Origin of the sequence: Lentzea sp. NPDC059081, from assembly GCF_042738015.1 — a bacterium.
Lineage (GTDB): Bacteria > Actinomycetota > Actinomycetes > Mycobacteriales > Pseudonocardiaceae > Lentzea.
In genome coordinates this window covers 1-7,818 of record NZ_JBHYGW010000060.1, presented here as the reverse complement: position 1 = coordinate 7,818, position 7,818 = coordinate 1, and the positions used below count along the sequence as shown (strand labels likewise).

Sequence of the window (7,818 nt, the reverse complement as noted above, 5' to 3'; positions counted from 1 at the left end):
GGACAGGTCGAGCAGCAGCTGCTCGACCTGTCCGCCGTCCGCCCGGTGCTGCAGCACGGCCCTCGGTCACCCCCGGCCGGCGGAGTGGACCGCGGACACGAGGGTGCGCACGCTGTGGAAGGTCTCCGGGCGCAGCAGGTCGTCGGGCAGCTCGCAGCCGAGCTCCTCCCGCAGCGCCACGACCACCCGCACCATGCGCAGCGAGCTCAGCCCGAGTTCGCGCAGGGGAGCGTCGTCGGCCGGTGCGGCGCCGCCGGGCAGGGTGCGGACGAGGATCTCGCGGACCGCGTCGATCAGGGAGGATGCTGGTGAACTCATGACGTTCCTCGGGTTCGCAGGGTCAGCTCGGTGCACTGGTCGTTTGCAGCTGGCGCGGGCGCAGAGCCGCCCTGACCCGGTCGCCCGCCTCGCGCAGGTCGGTCCAGGGGCGGGCCGTCGTGACCCGCACGGCCCCGCCGTCGAAGCAGAAGTTGAGGATGGCGGGGTAGGTGGAGACGCCGGTGCGGTCCAGCAGGCTGCGGAAGGCGAGGTAGCTGTCGTCCCAGTCCGGGAAGCTCACCGCCGCGTTGATCGAGTAGGCGGGGACGGTCACCGTGCCCGCCTCCGCGAAGCCGGCGCAGGTCGCGTCCCGCAGCACGGTCAGGGACTCCTGGCGGCCGCGCCGTTCGCGGACGTAACCCGTGTAGGCGCGGCTGAGCCGGTCGAGGGTCAGGCCGTAGCTCGGCTCGAACTCCGCGAGCTCCGCCGGACCCGGCACCGCCAGGCCGGTGACCATCCACCGCTCCATCCTGGCCAGGACCTCGACCGCGGTGTAGAAGAAGGACTGCGGGCCGCCGAACATGGTGGAGGCGTGCTCGTAGTAGTCCGCCACGAACGCGCGGTCGGCCATGATCCAGCCGGTCTTCAGTCCCGGCGCGGACCAGTTCTTCGACAGGCTCGAGATGCGGATGACGTTCGGCGCGGCCCGCTGCGCCGACCTCCTGCGCTCCGGCCCGAGCCACTCGTGGCACTCGTCCAGCAGGATCATCGTGCCCGGTGAGGCGGCCTGGATCAGCTGCGCGAGCTCGGCCTCGTCGACCGCGGCACCGGTCGGGTTCATCGCGGTCTGCAGCAGCACCAGCGGGGTGCCCGGCCTCAGCGCGTCGATCAGCGGCCGCAGCGACACCCGGCCGCCGGTGCTGGGCAGCGGGACCATCCGGGTGGCGCTCCGCCTTGCCACCGCCTCGACCAGCGGCGGGTAGTTCGGGATCCCGCACAGTGCCGGCTCGGTCCCGCGGACCGCCCCCGTCAGGACGTAGTCGGCGATGTTGCTGACGGTGAACGTCCCGCCGAGGGTGACAGCGACGTTCGCCTCGGTGTAGACGTCCCGTTCCATCAGGGCGTTCTCGTAGGCGGCGATGGCCTCGCGCGCGGGAACCCGGCCGCGGGAGTCCGAGTAGCCGTACCAGTCCTGGTCGAGGGCGAACCGCAGGCAGTCCTTCAACGCGGCGGGCAGGCCCCACTCGTGCTCGTCGACCGATCCGCTCGAGAGCAGGAGGTGGTCGCCGGCCAGGGCTCCGTAGACGTCGTCGCGGAAGTAGAAGTTGAAGAGCTCCTTGACGAACCGCACGGCCGCGCGCGAGTGGTACACCTCGTCCGCGGTCACGTCCCGCCTGTGCCGGGACTGCCGCCAGGCCCGCGCGAGCTCCGGGCGCAGCGACGCCGGTCCCAGCTCGTGCTCGACGCGGCCGAGGAACAGGTCGCGCAGTTCGAACGGGTCCGCCGGATTGCGCGCGCGTGCGAAGACGTCCAGGGTGCGGTCTCCGGCGTACGGCACGAAAAGGGTGTCGTCCTGTTCCGCGGTCAACGCGCGGGCGGCGATTTCACGGGCTTCCTCGGCCACGCCGGCAACACGTGGTTCGGACAGCGAGTCGAACAGTGCCATCGTATTCCCGTTCTCTCGTCTGCAGTGCGAGCCACGTTATCAACGCGTCGCCACGCGAGTATCCATTGAATTGCCATCGCATTCACATCGCTCAGTAACCTGGAGTCGGTTCCGTCTGGAAACGCGATTACCGAATGATTGCCCCGAGTTGGACGAGGCTCTGCTAGAAAGTTTTGCATGAGTATCGACCACGAAGTGGCACTACGTCCGGAAATGGACATGGGGCGCGCGCTGGAGGAACTGGGCGTGCGGCCCGGAATGCCGGGGCGGGAAATCACGGACCAGTTGGACGAGCAGGGTTTCGCCTTCATCCCCGGAGTGCTGAACGAGTTCCTGCTCGAGTCGTTGCGCGGGCGGCTCAACGTCCTCGCGGCGGCCGAGGGCGACCGCGGCGGCAGCGAGGTCGGCCAGGAGCCCGGCACCATGCGGCTGTCCAACCTCGTCAACAAGGGCGAGGTCTTCGCGACGACCTTCAGGCACCCCGTGGTCCTCGCGGCGGTCGCGCACGTCCTCGGCGACTTCAAGCTGTCCTCGGTGAGCAGCCGCGCCGCGCTGCCCGGCGAGGGCAACCAGTCCCTGCACGCCGACTGGGACGGCGACGACCTGGCCCCCGGCGACTACCAGGCGTGCAACACGATGTGGATCCTGGACGACTTCACCGAGCTCAACGGCGCCACCAGGGTCGTTCCCGGTTCCCACCGGTGGGGCGACGACCCGGAGAAGACGCTCGAGGACTCCTGGGCGCCGCATCCCGACCAGCAGCTGGTGACGGCGCCCGCCGGCTCCCTGCTCATCTTCAACGGCCACCTCTGGCACGGCGGGACGCAGAACCGCGACACCAGGCCCCGGCGCGCGCTGCACGCCTACTTCACCCGCCGGCACAACCCGCAGCAGCTGGACCAGGCGCGCTACGTCACCCAGGAGACGCTCGACCGCCTCTCACCCGCGGCCAGGTTCGTGCTGGACGTGTGAGGTGCCGGTGCGCAGCTGGACGGTGGGCACCACTCCGGGCGGCGCCCACCAGGGACCGATGGCGGTCGACGCCTACGAACTGACCGGGGCAGACGGCCTGCGGGCCGTCGTGTGGACCTACGGGGCGACTCTGGCCGAGCTCTGGGTCCCGGACGGCACGGGCGGCAGCGTCAACGTCGTGCTGGGACACCCCGACCTCACCGCGTACCTGGAGCCCCGCAACCACTACCTCGGCGCCACCCTCGGCAGGTACTCGCGCAACGTGGGCTTCGGGCGGTTCCGGCTCGACGGCGCGGAACACCTGCTGGACCTCAACGACCGCGGACACCACATGCACGGCGGGGTGGACGGCTTCTCCAGGCGGGTGTGGACCGCCCGACCGGAGGCGGACGGCACCGCGTTGCGGCTCAGGCTGGTCAGCCCGGACGGGGACCAGGGCTACCCCGGCGAGCTCGTCGCCGAGACGGTGTACCGCCTGGTCGAGCACGGCATCGAGTTCGAGCACAGCGCCACCACCTCGTCGCCCACCATCGTGGACCTGACCAACCACTCCTACTGGAACCTCGCCGGCACCGGAACCGTCGACGACCACCTGCTGACGATCGCCGCGACCCGCGTGATCGAGTTCGACCAGCGGATGGTGCCGTCGGCGGGCCCTCCGCCGCCGGTCGCCGGCGGCCCGCTGGACTTCACCTCGCCCCGGCCGCTGCGCGGGTGCACCGCCGACCGCTTCTTCGTGCTCGACGGTCCGCAACCCGCCGTGGAGCTGAGCCATCCCGGCAGCGGCCGGACGATGCGGATCCGCACGACCGCGCCCGGCATCGGTGTCTACACCGCCGACCGGTTCCCCACCGGCGCCAGGAGCGGCATCTGCCTCCAAGCGAGCGCTCTGCCCGACGCCCCCAACCGGCCGGACTTCCCGACGGTCCGGCTCGACCCCAGGGCGATCTACCACAGCCGGACGGTGCACGAGTTCGTCCTCGGCTGACCACCGCGATCCAAGAAGGCGTGAATGATGGAAGACATCCGTTTCGCCGTGCACTCCGGGCAGCTGCACGGCACCGTCGAGGCCTGCGTCGAGCTGTGGCAGCGGGCGGAGGAGCTCGGGTACGACAGCATCTCGATCTTCGACTTCCTCCGGCCGTGGGCCTACCCGCCCGACTGGCCCTGCTTCGAGGGCACGACGCTGCTCGCGGCACTCGCGAGCCGGACCAGCCGCATCCGCTGCGCGATGATGGTCTCCCCGATCACCTGGCGGCACCCGGCGGTCATGGCGAACATCGCCTCGACCCTGGACCACATCTCGGGCGGACGCCTCGAGTTCGGCGTCGGCGCCGGCGGCACCGACCGCGCCTACGAGCAGTACGGCATCCCGTTCCCGTCCACCGCGGTGCGCGCGGGGATGCTCGACGAGGCCTGCCGGGTCCTGCGCAGCCTGTGGGAACGGGACGAGACCACCTTCCACGGCGAGCACTACACCTTCGACCGGGCCTGCCTCGCCCCGAAGCCCGTCCAGGCGCGGCTGCCGCTGATCGTCGGCGCGAACGGGCTGCGGCACATGATCCCGCTGGCCGCCCGGCACGCCGACGTGTGGAACTCCGTGTCGGCGAGCCCGCAGGAGTACCGCCGCAAGGTCGAGGTGTTCGACGACGCCTGCGAGCGCGCGGGGCGCGATCCCGGAGAGGTGCGCAAGTCGATCACCTTCCGCGCGGTCGTCACGCCGTCCGGCGCCGGGCGCCGCACGAGTTCCGAGCTCGCGGACACCCCGGACGCCATCCGCAACCAGTACATCAGCTTCGGCTCGGCGGAGCAGTGCGTCGAAGCCCTCGCCCCCTACGTGGAACTGGGGGCGACGGACTTCGTGCTCGCCGTCAAGGCTCCGGTCGACTGGCAGACCCTGGAGCTCGTCGCTACGCAGGTCGCGCCGGCGGTGCGGCAGCTGGCGAGGGATCGCCGGCCGGTGCTGTCCGGATCTTGAAGGTCTCCGACAGCGCGAGCGCGGTCTGCTCCAGCTCGGACTCCGTCTCGGCGCCGATGACGAGGAGCGTGCACCACGCCGACGGGTGGGACGCGTCGACGTGGTCGCCCGCCTGGTGGTAGGTGGCGGCGCCCAGCACGTTCGGGTGTGCCAGCAGCTCGGAGCGGTCCGGCACGGAGACGATCACGCCGGACCGCTCCGGCACCAGGCAGAGACCGCCGACGACGGGATACCGCCCCGGGGTGAACGGCAGGTCCGCGAGGTCGCCGTCGAGCAGTTCGTGCAGAGCGATCACGCCGCCATGCACACCGCCCAGCGCCTCGACGACGTCCGACACGTTGGCCCCGCCGACCCGCGAGGCGATCTCGGAGACGAGCAGCCGTCCGGTGTCGTGTTCACGGAAAACCTCGAGGTGGGTCGCTCCGCGCTCGATGCCCACGGCGGAGTTGAGCTGCGTGTTGAGCTTGAGCAGCTGCGCGTACAGGTCGGCGAACTCGGACTCTCGCAACAGCACCGAACCGTGCGCCGTCTTCCCGGACCAGGCCTGCAGCCGCGGCGAGAAGTAGCGGCTCACGTGGAAGATCCAGGGTCGGCCGTCCCGCCACACCGCGTCGACGTGGAACTCCTCGCCCGCGATGAACTCCTCCGCGACGAACTGCGCGGACAGCGGGCTGGGCAGTGCGTCCGCGATGGTCCGCAGCGCCTCCTCGAGCCCGGCCGAGTCGTCGACCTTCACGGTGGACACCGTGCCCCAGCCTCCGGCCGGTTTGAGCACCAGCGGGTAGCCGACGGCCTGTTCGATCGCGGCGGGATCGGCCGTGGCGAGGTCCGGGATCGAGTACCAGCGCGCGGTGGGGAGACCGGCCTGCGCGGCGCGGAACTTCGTGACCCGCTTGTCGCGGGTGCCCAGTGCCACCGACGGCGAGAAGTGCTCGAGGCCGAGCAGGTGCGCGAGGTAGCCGGCGGCGTACTGGGTGAACTCGGGGAAGCTGACGATGCGGTCGATCCCGGTGCCGCGCGTCAGGAGGTCGCCGGCGACGGCACTCAGGTCCTCCAGCGAGTCGTACGACGAGATCCAGTAGACGCCGGCGAAGCGGGCGAGGGTCTCCGGGGGCAGGGCGAGGCAGCCGGGGGAGCGGTCCAGCACCGCGTAGACCTCGTCCGCGTGGTCGAGGACCAGCTGGTGCAGGTTGTGCCTCAGCATGAGCACCTTCATTGAGCAGCTCCAGTTCGTGGTCGTGGTGAACGCGAGTCCAGCGCCCGCAGGGCGGACTCGTGGCCGTGCAGGGTCGCGGTGACGGCGGTGGCGGTCAGCAGGACCAGCTCGCCAGGGGTGAGCACCGCCCGCGCGCGGTCGATCTCGGGGTCCTGCCACTCGGTGAGCGCCCGCAGGTACACCTCCGCGAGGTCCGCCGGGACGGCCGCGAGCCGGTCGAACGCAGCCGCCGGGGTCGCGAGCAACGACACCTCGTTGCCGCGGGTCGCGCTCATCACCGGTGCGCCGTCCACACCGGGGATCAGCGGTGTGGTCAGCGCGATGACGGGATCGAGCCCTTCGCCGGCCATGATCCGGCGGCAGACGGCCAGGTTCCCGGCCTGGTACACGCCTCCGACCTCGATGTCGGCCCGTGTGTGTACCGCGTCCATCGCCTTGGTCACCGGGTACAGCGCCCTGCTCAGCGTGCCGTCCCCGAGTCCGGGAACCATCGCGGCGGGCACGTGCGCCGCCAGCGCCATGAGCTCGGGCAGGGTGGCGCGGGAGAGCCAGTCGCTGTTGCGCACGAACTCGGTCGGCGTCCCGGTCAGGAAGCGGGCCGTGTGCTCCCGGTAGGCGGAGATGTTCCGTTCCAGCTCGGCCGCGGACGGGGTGGCGGAGAGCGGGACCGAGCCGGAGGGGTCGCCGAACGCGGCGCTCAGGTCTCCCACCACGAAGACGATCCGGTGGCCCATCCTGCTCAGCCGGTTCAGGACCAGCAGGGGCACGAGGTTGCCCAGGTGGAACGTGGTCGCGAACGGTTCGACGACGAACTTGACCGTCAGCGTCCGGCCGGCCGCGAGCCGCTGCGCGAGGGCGTCCTCCGACGGGTCCGCGGCACTCACGCGCGCCGCGACCAGCCGGGCCTGCTCCGCCGGGCCGAGGTCGCCCAGGTCCAGGGTGGCTCGTCGCGCGACCAGCGGTACCACGGCCCGGACGTCGTCGAAGCCGCGGAATGTCCCGAGAACCTGCGCGACGGATTCGTCCAGATCGCTCATGTTACCTCCATTCGTGCCTCTCATTGTCGGCATCGCCGGTGGTCAAGGGGTAAGCCGCCGGTAATCCGGATGTCAGTTACCGGATTCGACGGGAATTGTTTGCCTATTCGGCGCACGCATTTCTACGGTGAGGTTCCACGACGGACAGGGGAAGGTGCGATGACCTCGACGGGATATCGCTGGGAAATGGCCGACGACCCTGCGGAGGTGCATGACCTGCTGTGCGCCAGCGACCGCTTCCAGGCGGAGCGGACCGGCACGCGGGCGCCCCTGCGCAACCCCGGCAGCACCGCGGCGCACGTCGGCGCCGGCCGGGTCCACCTCCTGCGGGACGGCCGACGGCCCGCGGCGATGTTCACGCTGGTGGAGAATCCGCCCTTCGAGGTCCCGCCGGAGGTGTTCCCCGCGGCCGTGCGGCCGGTCTACCTGACCCGGCTCGCCGTCCTGCCGGAGGTGGCCGCGGACGGGTCGCTGGCCGGGATGATGTGCGTGCGCCGGGCCATCGCCACCGCGACCGGCCGGGGTGCCGACGCGCTGCGCTGCGAGGCCAACCCCGCGCTGGCGGACACCGTGGAACTGCTGCAGGCGCTCGGGTTCACCGTGGCCGGGCGGCCCGGTGCGGAGCGCGCCCTGTACCTCCACCACGCCCTGACCCGCTGATCCCCTGACACCGGAGGGCCCCAGCCCGGAC

General features: G+C 71.2%; 8 protein-coding genes. 4 read left to right on the top strand and 4 right to left on the bottom strand.

Annotated features, from left to right (window positions below; all coding sequences use genetic code 11):
• Positions 1-66: 66 nt before the first annotated feature.
• On the bottom strand, positions 67-318 hold the full coding sequence (locus ACFWV3_RS45650) for a phosphopantetheine-binding protein (RefSeq protein ID WP_382420655.1): 252 nt from the start codon (positions 316-318) through the stop codon (positions 67-69).
• A gap of 22 nt (positions 319-340) precedes the next feature.
• The gene (locus ACFWV3_RS45645) at positions 341-1,924 is read right to left on the bottom strand and encodes a pyridoxal phosphate-dependent aminotransferase (RefSeq protein WP_382420653.1); all 1,584 of its coding nucleotides are present in this window, start codon (positions 1,922-1,924) and stop codon (positions 341-343) included.
• 177 nt (positions 1,925-2,101) lie between these two features.
• Between ACFWV3_RS45645 and ACFWV3_RS45640 the strand changes: the two genes are divergently transcribed.
• The 3 genes from ACFWV3_RS45640 to ACFWV3_RS45630 are packed head-to-tail and all read left to right on the top strand — an operon-like array spanning position 2,102 to position 4,874.
• Positions 2,102-2,896, top strand: coding sequence for a phytanoyl-CoA dioxygenase family protein (locus ACFWV3_RS45640; protein WP_382420651.1), 795 nt, complete (start codon positions 2,102-2,104; stop codon positions 2,894-2,896).
• A 7-nt stretch (positions 2,897-2,903) separates the two neighbouring features.
• Complete coding sequence (locus ACFWV3_RS45635) at positions 2,904-3,884, top strand: aldose epimerase family protein (RefSeq protein ID WP_382420649.1); 981 nt, start codon at positions 2,904-2,906, stop codon at positions 3,882-3,884.
• 24 nt (positions 3,885-3,908) lie between these two features.
• Positions 3,909-4,874 (top strand): LLM class flavin-dependent oxidoreductase, encoded by a 966-nt coding sequence (locus tag ACFWV3_RS45630; RefSeq protein WP_382420647.1) that lies wholly within the window; start codon positions 3,909-3,911, stop codon positions 4,872-4,874.
• Here the strand turns inward: ACFWV3_RS45630 and ACFWV3_RS45625 are convergent.
• Entirely contained in the window at positions 4,807-6,090 is a 1,284-nt protein-coding gene (locus ACFWV3_RS45625; protein WP_382420645.1) for an ATP-grasp domain-containing protein, read from the bottom strand. The two genes, ACFWV3_RS45630 and ACFWV3_RS45625, sit on opposite strands and share 68 nt — an antisense overlap.
• On the bottom strand, positions 6,087-7,127 hold the full coding sequence (tyrS, locus tag ACFWV3_RS45620) for a tyrosine--tRNA ligase (RefSeq protein ID WP_382420643.1): 1,041 nt from the start codon (positions 7,125-7,127) through the stop codon (positions 6,087-6,089). Before tyrS ends, ACFWV3_RS45625 begins: the two co-directional genes overlap by 4 nt.
• Positions 7,128-7,313: 186 nt before the next feature.
• Here tyrS and ACFWV3_RS45615 point away from each other — a divergent pair, with 186 nt between their 5' ends.
• The gene (locus tag ACFWV3_RS45615) at positions 7,314-7,787 is read left to right on the top strand and encodes a hypothetical protein (RefSeq protein WP_382420641.1); all 474 of its coding nucleotides are present in this window, start codon (positions 7,314-7,316) and stop codon (positions 7,785-7,787) included.
• Positions 7,788-7,818 lie beyond the last annotated feature (31 nt).